The following is a 14,659-nucleotide window of genomic DNA, read 5'->3' as shown; positions in this document are numbered from 1 at the left end:
CGGAACCGCTCGATAGCGTGATTCCGTTTTTTTGTGTTCATACACTTATGTCTCTGTTCTTTCTTAATCTTTTAAAGTTACTTTTAAAAATGCGAGTGTTTCTGCTAAACAACGCTGCGCCTCTTTTGTATCATAGCTAAATTGGTATTCATGATAAATCGGCTGTTCTTCATTCGCATAAAATAACGACTGAACAGGGACATCTTGCTCCACTAACTCTTTTACAAACGCTTGCCCTTGCGGTAAGAAAGAAAAACCGTTTACATCGGTTACATAACTTGGTGGGAAGTCAGATGTCACATGCTCAGTCAATGAAGCTTGTGTCACAACCGGGCTATCTTTCCAATTTTTATCGCCAATTAAATCCCATGCTACCGTTTTAGCGAAAAATTTCATTAGTATCTCTTTTTTCGGTAAATCCTTCATTTGCTGCAAATCGAGTGGACCACAATAGGAAATGAAGGCTTTTAAATGTTCTTTCGGTACAAGTTGTTTCATGTTCATCTCTTTTGCATACGTTGGATTCGTTTGAATCGCAACATACTGCCCTACAATCTGCGCACCTGCAGAATCGCCACCAAATGCAAGTTTTGTTAAATCTAAATTTGCCCATTTTTCAGGTGAAGCAATCAGTGTTTTGTACAAATCATTCACTTGTTCCACTTGCCCTGGATAACGCAATTCAGGCGCTAACTCATAGTTCATTGAAATGACAGCTACTCGCTCTTTCGTCACAACATATGTCGCAAACTCTTTTGCAAGTGACTTATCCCCTGCTAAGTAACCACCACCATGTAACCAAATTAAAACAGGTAACTTCTCGCCCTTTTTCATATCTTTCGGTGTATATAAATCAAATGTATTACGCGGATACTTCGAATCATAATGCATATTTTTTTGTACGTTTACTACCTCTTCACTTTTCTTAAAATTTCCGACGTCTTTAATCGGTACTTCTCGATTAAAAATATAGCGAATCATCGCTGTACCAGGTTTTGGTGATACTTCTGTCGCGACAATTAGTCCTACAATGAGTATAATATTTAAACCTATGTACCATTTTAAAAAGCGTTTCACCCACTTCATAACTCTCACCCCACTGTATCATAACACTATTCACTAAAAACCATCTATTATTGTTTCTTTTTTTATATGTAACAAAAAAGAGATTCCAATTAAAAGAATCTCTTTTTTCTTAATATTTTAACTTTAACATATGTGCATATTGTACTTTTGTATAAGCTGTTACATCATACTGTTGTAAATCAAGCTGCTTACTCACTTCTGAAACTGCTGCGTGTTGTTTACGTGATACCACAACGAATTGTTTTGATTGTCCACTGGCTTTTTCTACTGCAACAACAATATATTTTTTCAGTCCAAATAATTGATTTAAGCGTTTGAAAAGGAAAGTTGTCATACTAAACCTCCAATATAATATGAAAATGAACGTACGTTCGTATTCTATTATCGCATATTCTCACTCTATTCTATAGAGTACTTTTGACTAGTTCGAAATCTATTGTTTTACAATATTTATCCATAATTCAAGTGCTAATTCCCTTATGATTTATACATCAAATAATGAAATTCCCTTATGAATCCGCTCCATTCCTTCTTCACAAACCCCGTAGGAACGCCAAGAACAATTTTCACAAATTGTTGCAATGTCTGTCGGTTGAATATACTTTTTCAATCTTCTTTCAACTTCGAACCATGGTACGAGTTGTCCAATTTGAATGCCCAACTTTTCTGCAATATATGCATCTTGATTAAAAATTTCTTCGCTTAAACAATGATATTCACCACTGTTTGGATATTTTTCGCATAGATGATCAATGCCTTTTACTAATCGAACAAGTGTCGTCGGTCTTGCACGCAGTTGTCGATGAATGCGCGTCATATTTTCTACATATTCTTCTGAATAACCCATTCCTCTGTAGCCAACTAAGCAAAGTAAATGATGTCCTCTTAAATGAATCATGAAAAGCGCCCCTTTTATGTAAACTGATACAATAAATAAGTTTACACTTTTACGATTCGAAGTACAATATGGAAGATAAAGTTGTGGTGATTCTGAAGGGATTCTATCGTATAATAGAAGATGGGAGGTTGATGCTCTTGCATTCTTTACGTGAGCGAATAATCATTACGATTATTACTAGTATTTTATCAACCATTGCAACGAAGATTTATTATTGGAATTCAATGGAGCCGAGTCGTGTGTGGTTTATTTTTTGTCTCATTATGATTTTATTAATGACGTATGGCTTGCTTGCATCGTATATCATCGAACGAATCGCTGCTATTTTCGATTATCAAGTCGTGAAAATTCTGATCCGTGTGCTACTTTATTTAATTGCAGGCACACTACCTTTTATCGGTTCACCTATTTTAATCGTGAGTATTATAACAGCCATTATCTATGTGTTAGTCGATGCACTCTATCCGCAGTCTAAATCATAAAAAAGGACCCTACGAGCAAGGGTCAAAATAAGTTATGAGGTAATAAGAGACTGTAGCATTTTTAAAGCAAGAGGAGTTGGCTTTAAAAATTACTACACCTATTACATCTAAGGTGGTATGTTTTTTATATACCCCTAAAAGACTATATTTTAAACACAAATAATAAAAAAACGAACTTTCCATACGATTTAACGTAATGGAGAGTTCATTTTATTATTTCAATCTCCTAATAAATTAGGTGTTTGCTCAGGTTGTTTTTTAGTGACCGTTTCATCTTTATCTAATTTCTCTTTACTCTTTTTCACTTTCTCTATTTGTTTTTTTAGTTCTCGATAATTGTGAGCCGTTACTTCATAAAATAAATACTTGGATTCATAAAAAGGGCGACAAATATAACGCTGATTTTTTCGGTCTTCCCAGAGATAATAATTCGCAATCAGCATATTTTGTCGTGTATTTTTAAATTGAATGTATTGTGATGAAAAATGACTGAGCTCATCTTCAGACATCCCAACATTTGTAGCTTCTTTTAAAATTTCGTGAATTTTTTCGTATACTTGCTCGTTGCGTAATGTATGTGTTAATTCTACTTCGTCATTTTGAATGATTTTTCCGTATTGAATAGAGTGTGACGTTGTTGTTTCATTACATGCACCCAGTAGAAGCGTGCCTATAAGAAGTATGATTCCGACATACGCTTTTCTCACACTGCCACCCCTTTATATTTATTTTATAGTCTTATACCCCTCTCTTATTTATCCATAACCCATTATTTATATAATCAAAAAATATTCATGTATATAAACTATTCGCTTTTTCATGCGTAAACCCTTTCAACATTAAAAAAGAGTATGACATATGTAATGTTCATACTCTCGCTTTATTTTTATGATAAAATTTTATTTATAAAATATGATATACAGCGCGTGCATGTGATAACCCTTTGAAACCATGAATACCATGGAAACTGCCAATTCCTGAATTATTAACACCACCGAATGGTAAACCTGGATGAACATTATGCATAATGATTCCATTAATTGTTACACCACCAGATGATGTGCCTTGTAATAAAGCTTCTTGGAAGTCACGATTTTTACTGAATGGATACATAGCAAGTGGTTTTGGACGTTTTTGAATATAATGAATGACTTCATCTACTGTTTTATAAGGCTTTATAAATGTAATCGGACCGAAAACTTCTTCTTCTGAAATGCGCATATCTTCTGTTACATTGCCTAAAACAGTTGGTTCAATTAAACGCTTTTCATCATTAAAATCCCCACCAGTTAATACAGTAGCTCCTTTTTCAATGGCATCGGTAAATAGTGATTTTAGTCGTTCATAATGTGCTTCATTCACAATTGTTGTGCGTTCATCATAACGAATCTTTCCTGATTCATCATAGAGCATATATTTTGTGACTCCTTCATAATTTACGACAAAATTCGTCACGTCATCTTCATGAACAAAAATATAATCAGGTGAAATGCAGAGTTGACCACCCATTAGAATTTTACCGAATACGAGTTGTTGCGCTGCTTGCTGCATATCATATCCGCGATCTAAAATGACTGGTGACTTCCCTCCTAGCTCAAGTGTAACACTTGCTAAATGCTTGGCAGCGCCTTCCATTACAAGCTTACCGACGCGCGGACTTCCTGTGAAGAAAAAGTGGTTAAATGGAATTTGTAATAATTCATTCGCTACTGTCGCATCACCCGTCACAACAGCTACATGATTTGCCTTAAATACATCTTCGATGATAACGCGAATAATATCTGCATAATGTGGAGACAATTCAGATGGTTTGAGCACAACACAGTTCCCAGATGCAAGCGCTTCCACTAATGGGTGAATACAAGTCGATAACGGTGAATTCCACGTCCCCATAATACATATAACACCTTTTGGTTCATATACAATACGTACTTCTGCATCTTCGCCACTCGGTACAACTTCTGGTTTCATCCATTCTTCTAAGTGCGCTGTTGTATATTGAATAACTTCTACAACGGCTTGAATTTGACTGTTCTCTTCTGCTTCTGGACGTGCGAAATCTTTTTGTGCCGCTTCAATAATTTCTGGTGTACGTGCAATCAATGCATCTTTTAGTGCATTCAACTGTGCAATTCGCTCTTTTGCAGTTGTCTGACGCACCTTCCACTGGTTTTCTTCTTGTGCATTAAAAAGTTCTCGAACTGCATTTGTCTCAATTTTCGTCATCTAAATAGCCTCCCTTAATCAAATCTTGAAACTATCATAATCGAACGAAAGAGAGAAAAGCAAACAATAAGTAGAAAATTATACCTTTTTTATTTTAATGATAAAGAACCTTACTACTTATTCTGTTTTCAGACTTAATTTCTCTCTGCAAATATACTTTTTATATTTTAAAAAGCGTACGCAACAAAAAATCGGAACCACACCATAGCGCGATTCCGATTTTTAAATTATTTAAAAGCTTGTGCTGCTTTTACTGCTTTTTTCCATCCTGTATATAATTCTTCACGACGTGATTGTTCCATCTCTGGTGTAAATTTATGCTCTAACTTCCAATGTGCCGCTACTTCATCCATTGAAGACCAGAAACCAACTGCTAAACCAGCTAAATACGCTGCACCTAATGCTGTTGTTTCTTTTACAACTGGACGGTCTACTGGAACATCTAATAGATCTGCTTGGAATTGCATTAAGAAGTCATTCGCCACCGCACCACCGTCTACACGCAGTGTTTTAAATGGAATACCTGAATCTTCTTCCATCGCACTTAATACGTCATTTGTTTGATAGCAAAGTGATTCAAGTGTTGCACGAATAAAATGCTCTTTTGTCGTACCACGCGTTAAGCCAAATACTGAACCACGTACATCTGAATCCCAATAAGGCGTTCCTAAACCAACGAATGCTGGAACAACATAAACGCCTTCTGTTGAGTCAACACGCTTTGCATACTGTTCTGAATCAGATGAATTACGGAACATACGTAAACCATCGCGCAACCATTGAATCGCAGAACCTGCTACGAAGATACTTCCTTCAAGGGCATAGTGAATTTTACCGTCAATCCCCCATGCAATCGTTGTTAATAAACCATTATTTGACTTGACTGCTTTTTCACCTGTATTCATCAACATGAAACAACCTGTTCCGTATGTGTTTTTTACCATACCTTGTTCAAAACAAGTTTGACCGAATAAAGCAGATTGCTGGTCACCAGCTGCACCAGCGATTGGCACTTCACTACCGAAGAATTTCGCTGCATCTGTTACACCATACACTTCAGACGATGGTTTAACTTCTGGTAGCATAGATGCTGGGACACCTAAAATATCGAGTAATTCCTCATCCCATTTTAATTCGTGAATATTATACATTAACGTACGTGAAGCATTTGAGTAATCTGTTACATGTACTTTGCCGTCTGTTAATTTCCAAATTAACCATGTATCAATTGTACCGAATAATAAATCACCGTTTTCAGCTTTTTCACGTGCGCCTTCTACATAATCTAAAATCCATTTTACTTTTGTACCTGAGAAGTAAGCGTCAATTAGAAGACCTGTTTTATCACGGAAAAGTTGATCGTATCCTTCACCTTTTAGTTCTTCACAAATACCTGCTGTTTGTCGTGATTGCCAAACAATCGCGTTATAGATTGGTTCACCTGTGTGACGGTCCCAAACAACAGTTGTTTCACGTTGGTTTGTAATACCAATCCCTGCAATTTGTGAAGCCTCTATATGTTTATCTGCTAAAACAGTTGCAATACACGATAGAATAGAAGACCAGATTTGCTCTGGATCATGCTCTACCCAACCTGCTTCTGGGAAATACTGTGGAAACTCTTTTTGATGTGAATAAAAAATTTCTCCCTCATGATCGAATAAGATGGCACGTGAACTTGTCGTACCTTGGTCTAATGCTAAAATATACTTTTCTGTCATATCAATTTCCTCCTAATCTTCTTTTACATGCTTTACAGTCATTTGAGCAGCTACAAAAATAAGGATAATAATCACTGCAAATACCCAAAATAACGGATTATTTTCTCCCTCAAATACTTTTTGGAAGAATAATGCACCGAATACACCGCCGATAATCGGTCCAACAACTGGAATCCATGCATATGACCAATTCGATGAACCCTTTCCTGGAATCGGTAGTAATGCATGTGCAATACGTGGCCCTAAATCACGAGCTGGGTTAATTGCGTAACCTGTTGGTCCACCTAAAGCCATACCAATTACTACAATTAACATACCCACTAAAAATGGACTCATACCATCTGTAATCGTATTTGTTCCTAAAGCTAGAATACCAAGTACTAATGCAAATGTACCAATCATTTCTGCAATTAAGTTTGAAAATGGATGCTTGATTGCAGGAATTGTTGAGAAAACAGCTAATTTCGCTTCCTTGTCTTCTGTTCCTTTCCAATGTGGTAAGTACATGAAATAGACTAACACTGCACCGATGAATGCACCAATCATTTGCGCTAAAATGTAAGCGGGTACATTTTTCCACGGAAAATCACCAATTGTTGCAAGCGATAATGTTAGAGCAGGGTTCAAGTGTGCACCACTAATTCCTCCTACTGCATATGCAGCCATCGCTACTGCAAGCCCCCATGCAAATGTAATGACAATCCAGCCACCACCGAAAGCTTTTGATTTGTGTAATACGACACCTGCTACTACACCACCCCCGAATAAAATCAATAACATTGTACCAACTAATTCTGCTGTAAAAGTAGACATAAACTCACTCCTTTGGGTTTTTTGTATGGCAAACAGAAAAAGTCCACATCTAAATAAGCTACTAAAAATAGCTATAGATGCGGACTCCTAATCTCAACCACGTAATATTATCTTATTTTTCATTTTAGATAGGATCACGTGAATCGTCAATATTATTTTGGAATTTTCGCCAAAGTTTTTTATCTGATGTTGTCACGGCTACTGCTCCAGCATCCAAAGCGCGTTCGATTTCTTCCGCATGACGAATCAATCCACCCGTAATAACAGGAATTTTTGTTCGTTCATACACTTCTTGGATCATCTCTGGAATTATACCCGGTAATAACTCAATATAATCTGGTGCATTCTTCTCAATTAAAGAATAACTTTTCTCAAGTGCAATGGTATCAATTAAAAAGACACGTTGAATTGCTAAAATTCCTCGCTCTTTCGCTTTCATAATCATATTCGAACGTGTCGAAATGATACCATCTGGCTGAATTTCATTACATAAAAAGTCAGCTGCGAAATTATCCGTCTTTAAACCATTAATTAAATCAGCATGTATAATTAACTTCTTTCCTACACGTTCTGCTTCTCTTTTTAATGGACGTAATTGGCTAATATGCGTTTCCAGTAATACAACATATTCAAATGGACTTGAAAAAGCACGATCGACTTGACTAATTGTTTTGGCAGCTGGAATAATGCGCTGATTTTGAAAACTCATGTCGTTCTCTCCTCTCAAGCAAATTATTTGGCTGTTGTTGCGCGTGTAATCTCTAACTCCAATTGTTCAGTATATAATGCTTTTTGGTCATCTGTCCACTGTAATTGTTGAGACATCAATTGTAAGATGACTTCTTTGTATTCAATTACTTCTTGAATATTAAAGAATAAATCACTTGTACGACGAATGAAGAAGTCATTTGGATGTTGTACAAACTCATAAGCTAAACCATATTGTAATTGTGCATACAATCCTGCTGGTAAATTACTTGGTGCTTCTGCTAAGTAAGCAAATACTCGATTCACATTCGCTCCGTAGTGATGTGCAAGGTGGCGCGCTTCTTTTTCTGTTAAGCCATGTTTTACACCTTCAGCCACTTTCATATCGATGAATTTTTCAAGATTTTGTGAACCACCAATATCACCACCTGAAATTTTCAATTGCTTCGTTTGACAAGGTGCTAGTGTACGATTATAGCTTGATGCAATACGATTAATCACGCCTTCTGCCATTTTACGATAACCTGTTAGTTTACCACCTGCAATCGTAATTAATCCTGTTTCAGATTCCCATACTTCATCATGACGTGAAATTTCAGATGGGTCTTTTCCTTCTTCATGGATTAATGGTCGAACCCCTGCCCAACTTGATTCAATTTGACGCTCTGTAATGTTCACATCTGGGAACATGTAATGAATCGCATCTAAAATGTACTTACGATCTTCTTTTGTGATTTCCATATCTTTTGGATTGCCTTTATAGAAGGTATCCGTTGTTCCCACATATGTTTTACCATTACGTGGAATAGCAAAGACCATACGACCATCTGGTGTATCAAAATAAATCGCTTGTTTTAATGGGAATACGGATTCATCAAATACTAAGTGAACGCCTTTTGATAAAATTAGATGTTTCCCTGTTGTTTTACCTTCGATTGAACGCACGTCATCTACCCATGGACCCGCTGCATTGATTACTTTTGTTGCACGAATATTGAAAGATTGATTATTTAATAAATCTTGTGCTTCAATCCCGTTAATTTTTCCTTGCTCATTATATAAAAAGCCTGTTGCTTTTGTGTAATTAATTAATGTCGCACCTTTTTCAACTGCTGTTTTTGCAACTTCAATTGTTAAACGTGCATCATCTGTACGGTACTCTACATAGACACCGCCACCTTTTAAGTCAGCTTTCTTTACAAGTGGTTCTTTTGCTAATGTTTGCGATGCATTTAACATATAACGACGTTCTGATTTTTTAACACCTGCTAAAAAGTCATATAGACGTAAACCAATATTTGTTGAGAATTTGCCAAATGTACCACCTTTATGGAATGGTAATAACATCCAAACAGGTGTTGTTACGTGCGGTCCGTTCTCATATACAATTGCACGTTCTTTACCTAACTCTGCAACTTCTTTAATTTCGAATTGTTTTAAATAGCGTAAGCCACCATGCACTAATTTTGTTGAACGACTAGACGTACCTGCCGCGAAATCTTGCATTTCAACTAATGCCACAGACAAACCACGTGTAACAGCATCTAGTGCGATACCGACACCTGTGATTCCTCCACCAATTACTAATAAATCATATGATGTTTGTTGTAATTCCTCGATTGTTTGTTGACGATTGAATGCTGATGCTGCTCTCATACGTAAATTCCTCCTATTTTTAGACGCGAAAAAAGAGACCTTTAAAAAGCACATAGCTATCGCATGTGTTCTTTAAAGGTCTCTCATTCACTCAAACCAATTATTAACTTGACTTCATTGTACATCTGTTGGAAACCATTTGCAACCTTTGTGATTTAGTTTGTTCTATTTTTTATAAATAGTAATCATTACTATTTATATTGACACTTACAAATAATCCCTTTATAATTCTAAAGTGTAATCATTACTATTTAAAGGAGCGTACTTACAAATGAACAAGCAAACATGGGGTAGTATTTTAGCACTTAGTCTATTACTAACAGGATGCAACGGGACTACCGAGGAAGAGAAAGCGAAAGCTGAGAAACCAACAGAAGAAACAAAGAAACACGATCATAATCATACAAAGTTGAGTGAAACACAAAAACAAATTTATGCAGGTTACTTTAAAGATGAACAAGTAAAATCGCGTAAGTTAAGCGATTGGGCTGGTGATTGGCAATCGGTCTATCCCTATTTACTTGATGGTACATTAGATGAAGTATTTACTTATAAAGCAAAAAAAGATAATAGTATGACTGCAGAAGCATACAAAAAATATTATAAAAAAGGATATAAAACATCTATTGAACATATCAAAATTAAAGGAAACCAAGTTACTTTTACAGAAAAAGGAAAAGAAGCAACAGGTACTTATAAAGAAAATGGATATGAAATTTTAACATATGAAAAAGGTAATCGTGGTGTCCGTTATATCTTTAAATTAGTAGAAAAAGATTCAAATTTGCCAACATATATCCAATTCAGTGACCACAGTATTTCACCTACTGCATCTTCTCACTATCATATTTACTTAGGAAATAATCGTGCAAATTTATTAAAAGAAGTAACGAACTGGCCAACATTTTACCCTTCTTCTATGAATGGACATACTATTGCACACGAGATGATCGCTCACTAATAATTTGAGAATACTTATCTTTATGTTAAACAAAAAAATTCGACGATTCATATAAAAAAGCGAGTTACATTTCATAAATGAAACGTAACTCGTACTAAATTTCAATTCTTTTTATTGGTGCTTCTAACTAACTTCATGTGACAAAAAACTATAAAAAATCGCGCAAGTAGTATAACTACTTGCGCGATTAGTATGGGTCGGGACGGAATCGAACCGCCGACACTTAGAGCTTCAATCTAATGCTCTACCAACTGAGCTACCGACCCTTTATGGAGGAGATAGAGGGATTCGAACCCCCGCGCGGTTTGACCCGCCTGTCGGTTTTCAAGACCGATCCCTTCAGCCAGACTTGGGTATATCTCCATTTTGGAGCGGAAGACGAGGTTCGAACTCGCGACCCCCACCTTGGCAAGGTGGTGTTCTACCACTGAACTACTTCCGCAAATTAAGCATAAAAAAGATGCCGAGGACCGGAATCGAACCGGTACGATGATCACTCATCGCAGGATTTTAAGTCCTGTGCGTCTGCCAGTTCCGCCACCCCGGCATGGATGTATAAATCACACTGTATTAAGTGATTTATTGTTACTGACAATAATTATATTATCATAACTACTACAAGTTGACAACTATTATCTGAAATTTTTTCTTACTTTTTATTTCAAATCAAACCATTGTTGTAATACTCGCTTCGTAGTCTGTTCACGATACATTTGATCATAAGGATTCGCAAAACCATGTGTACCTTCTACTATTTCAAAAGTTACTAGAGGGTGCTCACTTAATCCTATTCTTACATTCTCTGGGCTAAATGCTTTTTCATTCTTTCCAAAGACCATCTGCACAGGTACTTTTGGTATGACATTCGTATAGGAGCGAATACGTGAACCGTAAAAGCATAATACTTTCTGTACAGCAGGATGTTCACTACATAACCATGCGACTGTTGCACCGACACTAAAACCGACTAATTGAATAAAGTCATATTGTTTTGCCAGTGCATCTATTAACTCTTCAACCATCTTCTTTGCTTTTTCAAAACCGACTGCTTCCATAAAATATTCATAGGCTTTTTCTTCCTCATCGTACATAAAAACTTTTGCTCTATTTAATAAATTTGGTATGTAGACATCCATCTGTTGTTGTTCAAATACTTGGTGATAATACGCCATATGATTGTTCACACCATAAATTTCATGTAATACAATAATACATGTCCGTTTATTCATATAACCCCCTCCTCTTCCTACTATAAACGAAAAAGAGGCTGACAATCCAGCCTCTTTCAACATTACTTATACAGCTTCATTTTGTTGTTTCCACACAATCATTTGCTGAATCAACCCTTGAATTAATTCAGGCATTTCTTCAAATGCACTCTTCGTATGCAGTCGTTCTGAAATTTGATGTGCATCTTTTCCAAAAGGCCCTACATTTAAAACTGGTGCGTCGAATGTCGCAATTTGTTCGAAAGGAATTTCATATGTCTTGCCCCATACTGGTGTATTTTCTTCATAGCTTTGCCAACCATCATCTAAAACATATTGGCAATAACTCAAGTCACAAATACCATTAAAGTAATGAATTTGTTCGAGTGGAATATCATATGGTTTTGCTGCATCTAATAAGTATGATACAGCTTGTTTCATAAACGGATGCTCTGATGAATTCGCTGGTGGATAATACGGCGGCGCAAATAAAATAACCGTCGCTGGTGCTAACTCTTTACAATGAATCATCAATTCATCCGCAATCTTCAATGATTTTGTTCGGTCATCCCATGTATCATTCGTATAAATTCCCTCTTCTAACTCTGACACTTTCGCTTCACCTAATTTTTCAAGGGCATACTTTTTCAATTCACTAAAGCGAATCGTACGAATCGTGCCAACAGGCTTTACATTCTTTTTCGCACAAATTTTTTCGTATTGTGCATTACATTTGTCCATCGCTTCTATTGTTACTTGTTCAAAAATGTCAAAAATCTCACTTGCACTGCGCTTCATTAAAAAGACGTTATAAAGCGCTGCTGCTCGGTACGGTGTTTGAGTTGAATACTGCTCTTTTAAGTCTTTTAGCTGAAGTGATACAGGGAGTGGTGTTGTCTCGCCGTAAACCGTCTCTTCGAAGCGATCATTAAATTCCATCTCAGCTGTTAAGAAGGCACTCATAAACGGTGCTGTAATGCCTTTTAATGGTTCACCGACATGCGTTTCTTTTCCGTAAAATAAAGCTGCGGGCATAATTTTTCCAATTGTACCTGAATAAATATATTCTTTGACATCTTCTGGACCTTGTGAAAAAGATGGCTCACTATTTAAAAATAACTCGATGTGTAAATCATGTTTATCACGTAAAGCTGCAATATGTTCCACTGCTTTTCGCATACCTGCTGAGTTTACTTCTTCATCAGGTACTGTAATAAGTAGTAAATTAATCGGCCACTGCTCTTCAATCGCTTTTTCGATTAACTGCATGTGTAAACATAGCCCCATTTTCATATCCATAACACCACGTCCAAATAGATACTCGCCCTTTTGTAAATCTTTCTGTGCCGCTTCATTGACATAATGTGGCTGTTTTTCTAAAAGTGCTGTCAGTTCTTCTGGTTGTGTCGCTAAGTGACGAATTTCACCGTATTCTTCTGTTTGGACCGTATCAAAATGACTGATGAGTACAACCGTATCTCGACAATGTGGTGCATGGTAAAAAGCAGATACGACTTGGCGTCCGTAATCGACATCGACAAGTTGCAATTGCGACGGATTCGTTTGAAAATAAGCTAATGTTTCTAGTTTTTCTTTTAGTTTACGCGAAAATAAACGCTCACCTTCTGTAAATGTCTCACTCCCAAAGCTTACCACCTCACATAATAACGCGCGCAATTTCTCAGGTGTTTGCCAATTCATATCTTATTCCTCCTCTATTGTTCGTTTTTACAAATCATTGTGACAAGTTCTACAAAGTACTCAGAACCCTTTACTAAAGCTGCTTCATCAATTTTAAATTTAGGATGATGAAGTGGGTAAGCTTCACCAAAGGCTTCGTTATGAACACCAATAAATTGCATAGATGCTGGCACAACTTCACTATAAGCTGCAAAATCTTCTGCTCCAAACATGGGCTCTGGAATCGCGACAACCTTTTCTTCTCCTACTACTTTTTTTGCCGCTTCAATAGATAGACTCGTCGCGTATTCATCATTGATCACCGCTGCACAGCCAATATCCCACTTGATTTTTGCTTCTGCCCCATTCATTTCAGCTGTATATTGAACAATGCGTTCTAGTTCTTCTCGTGCTTGAACACGTACTTCTTCATTATGCGAACGAATGGTTCCACCTAAGTAGGCTTCATTCGCAATAATATTTAATGCATCGCCGCAGTGGAATTGTGTAACCGTTACAACAGGTGCATGGATAGCGGGTACTTTACGCGACACAATTGTTTGCAAAGTACTAACAATTTGCGTCCCAACAATAATCGGATCCACTGTGAATTCAGGTGTCGAAGCATGTCCTCCTTTACCAATCACTGTAATTTCAAAATCATCTCCTGCAGCATTCATCTTGCCTGCACGAATGGCAATTTCCCCTGTTTGATAATGCGGATATACGTGAAGTGCAAATGCATAGTCCACATTTTCTGTAATACCTTTTTCAACAAGCTCAAGCGCTCCTCCAGGTGTTACTTCTTCTGCATGTTGGAAGACAAAACGGACTTCACCTGCAAAGTCTATTCCTTGTTCACTTAGTATTTGTGCTGCACCAAGTAGCATCGCTGCATGGGCATCATGACCACACGCATGCATGACGCCATCATGTTTTGATTTAAACGATATATCTGCTTCCTCTTGGATTGGTAGTGCATCAATATCTGCGCGTAATAAGATCGTTTTACCTTCTTGATTCCCTTTTAAAATGCCGCAAATACTTGTTTCAGTTAATTTTTTCAGTTCGATATGCTGCATATTTTTTAATTGTTCTTCTATATAGCGTGATGTTTCAAACTCATGACGCGATAATTCAGGATGCTCATGAATATGACGACGCCACGCGATCACTTTTTCTTCTACTTTAGCTTTTGATTCTGTTACTGTTTTCATATA

At 36.8% G+C, this 14,659-nt stretch carries 14 protein-coding genes and 4 tRNA genes; 2 read left to right on the top strand and 16 right to left on the bottom strand.

Features of this window, described 5'->3' with window-relative positions; genetic code table 11:
* Positions 1-63: 63 nt before the first annotated feature.
* The 3 genes from ACKVQX_RS07250 to ACKVQX_RS07240 all read right to left on the bottom strand — a co-directional run bounded on the left by ACKVQX_RS07250 (position 64) and on the right by ACKVQX_RS07240 (position 1,984).
* Positions 64-1,086 (bottom strand): alpha/beta hydrolase, encoded by a 1,023-nt coding sequence (locus ACKVQX_RS07250; protein ID WP_342302876.1) that lies wholly within the window; start codon positions 1,084-1,086, stop codon positions 64-66.
* Positions 1,087-1,195: 109 nt separating this feature from the next.
* Entirely contained in the window at positions 1,196-1,420 is a 225-nt protein-coding gene (locus tag ACKVQX_RS07245) for a hypothetical protein (protein WP_068453852.1), read from the bottom strand.
* A gap of 150 nt (positions 1,421-1,570) precedes the next feature.
* A complete protein-coding gene (locus tag ACKVQX_RS07240; protein WP_068453854.1) occupies positions 1,571-1,984 on the bottom strand; it encodes a DUF1284 domain-containing protein in 414 nt (137 codons plus the stop codon).
* Between the two features lie 137 nt (positions 1,985-2,121).
* Here ACKVQX_RS07240 and ACKVQX_RS07235 point away from each other — a divergent pair, with 137 nt between their 5' ends.
* The gene (locus ACKVQX_RS07235) at positions 2,122-2,466 is read left to right on the top strand and encodes a hypothetical protein (protein WP_068453856.1); all 345 of its coding nucleotides are present in this window, start codon (positions 2,122-2,124) and stop codon (positions 2,464-2,466) included.
* Positions 2,467-2,684: 218 nt separating this feature from the next.
* On the opposite strand, the gene ACKVQX_RS07230 is transcribed toward ACKVQX_RS07235, so the two are convergent.
* From ACKVQX_RS07230 to ACKVQX_RS07205, 6 genes are all read right to left on the bottom strand, one after another.
* The gene (locus ACKVQX_RS07230) at positions 2,685-3,173 is read right to left on the bottom strand and encodes a hypothetical protein (protein WP_068453858.1); all 489 of its coding nucleotides are present in this window, start codon (positions 3,171-3,173) and stop codon (positions 2,685-2,687) included.
* Positions 3,174-3,369: 196 nt separating this feature from the next.
* Positions 3,370-4,692, bottom strand: a complete 1,323-nt coding sequence (locus tag ACKVQX_RS07225; protein ID WP_087680526.1) for an aldehyde dehydrogenase family protein — start codon at positions 4,690-4,692, stop codon at positions 3,370-3,372.
* A gap of 227 nt (positions 4,693-4,919) precedes the next feature.
* Positions 4,920-6,413, bottom strand: a complete 1,494-nt coding sequence (gene glpK / locus ACKVQX_RS07220) for a glycerol kinase GlpK (protein WP_121178224.1) — start codon at positions 6,411-6,413, stop codon at positions 4,920-4,922.
* Between the two features lie 12 nt (positions 6,414-6,425).
* The gene (locus ACKVQX_RS07215; protein ID WP_276309723.1) at positions 6,426-7,253 is read right to left on the bottom strand and encodes an MIP/aquaporin family protein; all 828 of its coding nucleotides are present in this window, start codon (positions 7,251-7,253) and stop codon (positions 6,426-6,428) included.
* 97 nt (positions 7,254-7,350) lie between these two features.
* The gene (locus tag ACKVQX_RS07210; protein WP_068453863.1) at positions 7,351-7,935 is read right to left on the bottom strand and encodes a glycerol-3-phosphate responsive antiterminator; all 585 of its coding nucleotides are present in this window, start codon (positions 7,933-7,935) and stop codon (positions 7,351-7,353) included.
* A gap of 23 nt (positions 7,936-7,958) precedes the next feature.
* The gene (locus ACKVQX_RS07205; protein ID WP_409136151.1) at positions 7,959-9,590 is read right to left on the bottom strand and encodes a glycerol-3-phosphate dehydrogenase/oxidase; all 1,632 of its coding nucleotides are present in this window, start codon (positions 9,588-9,590) and stop codon (positions 7,959-7,961) included.
* A 271-nt stretch (positions 9,591-9,861) separates the two neighbouring features.
* On the opposite strand from ACKVQX_RS07205, the gene ACKVQX_RS07200 reads away from it, so the two are divergent.
* A complete protein-coding gene (locus tag ACKVQX_RS07200; RefSeq protein WP_336663313.1) occupies positions 9,862-10,551 on the top strand; it encodes a metal-binding protein ZinT in 690 nt (229 codons plus the stop codon).
* A 193-nt stretch (positions 10,552-10,744) separates the two neighbouring features.
* On the opposite strand, the gene ACKVQX_RS07195 is transcribed toward ACKVQX_RS07200, so the two are convergent.
* The 7 genes from ACKVQX_RS07195 to ACKVQX_RS07165 form a co-directional block, all read right to left on the bottom strand.
* Positions 10,745-10,817: transfer RNA gene (locus tag ACKVQX_RS07195), tRNA-Phe, on the bottom strand.
* Between the two features lie 4 nt (positions 10,818-10,821).
* A tRNA-Ser gene (locus ACKVQX_RS07190) sits at positions 10,822-10,914 on the bottom strand.
* Between the two features lie 4 nt (positions 10,915-10,918).
* Positions 10,919-10,993: transfer RNA gene (locus ACKVQX_RS07185), tRNA-Gly, on the bottom strand.
* Between the two features lie 19 nt (positions 10,994-11,012).
* A tRNA-Leu gene (locus tag ACKVQX_RS07180) sits at positions 11,013-11,098 on the bottom strand.
* 109 nt (positions 11,099-11,207) lie between these two features.
* Positions 11,208-11,780: a dienelactone hydrolase family protein gene (locus ACKVQX_RS07175; protein WP_409136150.1), complete on the bottom strand. Its 573-nt coding sequence runs from the start codon at positions 11,778-11,780 to the stop codon at positions 11,208-11,210.
* 66 nt (positions 11,781-11,846) lie between these two features.
* Positions 11,847-13,460, bottom strand: coding sequence for a M20/M25/M40 family metallo-hydrolase (locus ACKVQX_RS07170; RefSeq protein WP_336663311.1), 1,614 nt, complete (start codon positions 13,458-13,460; stop codon positions 11,847-11,849).
* A gap of 14 nt (positions 13,461-13,474) precedes the next feature.
* A complete protein-coding gene (locus ACKVQX_RS07165; protein ID WP_409136149.1) occupies positions 13,475-14,656 on the bottom strand; it encodes a M20 family metallopeptidase in 1,182 nt (393 codons plus the stop codon).
* Positions 14,657-14,659 lie beyond the last annotated feature (3 nt).

Origin of the sequence: Kurthia sp. ISK08, assembly GCF_046159805.1 — a bacterium.
Classification (GTDB): domain Bacteria; phylum Bacillota; class Bacilli; order Bacillales_A; family Planococcaceae; genus Kurthia; species Kurthia gibsonii.
This window is presented reverse-complemented; position numbering and strand designations above follow the sequence as displayed.

Excerpts from the sequence above, each read along its gene's own strand:
- ACKVQX_RS07200 (WP_336663313.1), top strand. The coding sequence starts at position 9,862 with ATGAACAAGCAAACATGGGGTAGTATTTTAGCACTTAGTCTATTACTA.
- ACKVQX_RS07205 (WP_409136151.1), bottom strand. The coding sequence starts at position 9,590 with ATGAGAGCAGCATCAGCATTCAATCGTCAACAAACAATCGAGGAATTA.
- ACKVQX_RS07240 (WP_068453854.1), bottom strand. The coding sequence starts at position 1,984 with ATGATTCATTTAAGAGGACATCATTTACTTTGCTTAGTTGGCTACAGA.
- ACKVQX_RS07170 (WP_336663311.1), bottom strand. The coding sequence starts at position 13,460 with ATGAATTGGCAAACACCTGAGAAATTGCGCGCGTTATTATGTGAGGTG.
- ACKVQX_RS07245 (WP_068453852.1), bottom strand. The coding sequence starts at position 1,420 with ATGACAACTTTCCTTTTCAAACGCTTAAATCAATTATTTGGACTGAAA.
- ACKVQX_RS07165 (WP_409136149.1), bottom strand. The coding sequence starts at position 14,656 with ATGAAAACAGTAACAGAATCAAAAGCTAAAGTAGAAGAAAAAGTGATC.
- ACKVQX_RS07225 (WP_087680526.1), bottom strand. The coding sequence starts at position 4,692 with ATGACGAAAATTGAGACAAATGCAGTTCGAGAACTTTTTAATGCACAA.
- ACKVQX_RS07210 (WP_068453863.1), bottom strand. The coding sequence starts at position 7,935 with ATGAGTTTTCAAAATCAGCGCATTATTCCAGCTGCCAAAACAATTAGT.
- ACKVQX_RS07250 (WP_342302876.1), bottom strand. The coding sequence starts at position 1,086 with ATGAAGTGGGTGAAACGCTTTTTAAAATGGTACATAGGTTTAAATATT.
- ACKVQX_RS07175 (WP_409136150.1), bottom strand. The coding sequence starts at position 11,780 with ATGAATAAACGGACATGTATTATTGTATTACATGAAATTTATGGTGTG.
- glpK (WP_121178224.1), bottom strand. The coding sequence starts at position 6,413 with ATGACAGAAAAGTATATTTTAGCATTAGACCAAGGTACGACAAGTTCA.